The 1,078-nt window shown below is 47.9% G+C and carries 1 pseudogene; it reads left to right on the top strand.

From position 1 onward, the window contains the following. A pseudogene (locus tag CWM53_RS20485) lies at nucleotides 1-1,078 on the top strand (type III restriction endonuclease subunit R); the annotation flags it as partial.

Genomic DNA, 1,078 nt, shown 5'->3' with positions numbered 1-1,078 from the left:
ACTTTTGAGGCTCTTTTCCATGGTGACGATGATTTCAATTTTGATGCCGACCCCGGCGCAGTTGTAATCTGGTTTAGCGACGATCCATTATTGAACGAGCAGACTCGCTTTCGCTTCATCGAGGCCAGCGATCGCATCAACTATACTGACCTCGTAGTTGTGGGAAATACTTTCAGCAGACCGAAATTTCAGGCGGGAAAAATTTATTTTCTTAACACTCAGAAGTTGAGTAAGAACAGTTTGCTGGTGCGTGGTTACGATCCTGAGGAAATGTCGGCCAAAATTGATGCAACATTCCCTGAAATGAGACCTGACCTGCGAGCCTATACGATTTGGGACACGATTCAAAATACCATTGAAGACCCTGATTTGACGCTTTATCTTGTGTTGGATGAGGCGCATAGAGGCATGGGCCTCCAGACTGCGGCCAGTCAGAATGTCAAGAGCACTATCGTCCAGCGCCTTATCAATGGTGTGGGCAGTGTGCCCGGTATTCCTGTGGTATGGGGAATATCCGCCACGGTCGAACGTTTCAACAAGGCTATTGAGTCTGCAGGCAAGCATATAAAATTGCCGAATGTAGAAGTGGATGTATCCAAAGTTCAGGAGTCAGGCCTTATCAAAGATACTATCCTGCTGGAGATTCCCGAGAATGTTGGTGATTTCGATACAGTGCTAGTACGGCGTGCGACCGATAAATTGAAAGAATCCAGTTTGGCTTGGAGTGCATACTCCAGGCAGCAACAGGAAGCCCATATTGTTGTTCCATTAATGGTCTTGCAGGTTCCAAACACACCGGATCCAGATGAAATTGGGCGGGCTTTAGATATAATTTTCGAACGTTACCCGGAACTAACCTCTTCAAGTGTGGCGCATGTTTTCGGGGAGCGTACCACACAGCGATTTGGAAACCGTGACGTACTTTATATCGAGCCGCAGCGAGTTGAGGATTCGACGTGGGTACGGATATTGATTGCAAAGGATGCTATAAGTACAGGGTGGGACTGTCCTCGCGCCGAGGTAATGGTTTCTTTCCGTGCGGCCAGCGATAAGACTCACATCACGCAGTTGCTAGGTC

Origin of the sequence: Klebsiella sp. A-Nf5 (assembly GCF_002810545.1) — a bacterium.
Taxonomy (GTDB): Bacteria; Pseudomonadota; Gammaproteobacteria; order Enterobacterales; family Enterobacteriaceae; genus Klebsiella; species Klebsiella variicola.
This window is presented reverse-complemented; position numbering and strand designations above follow the sequence as displayed.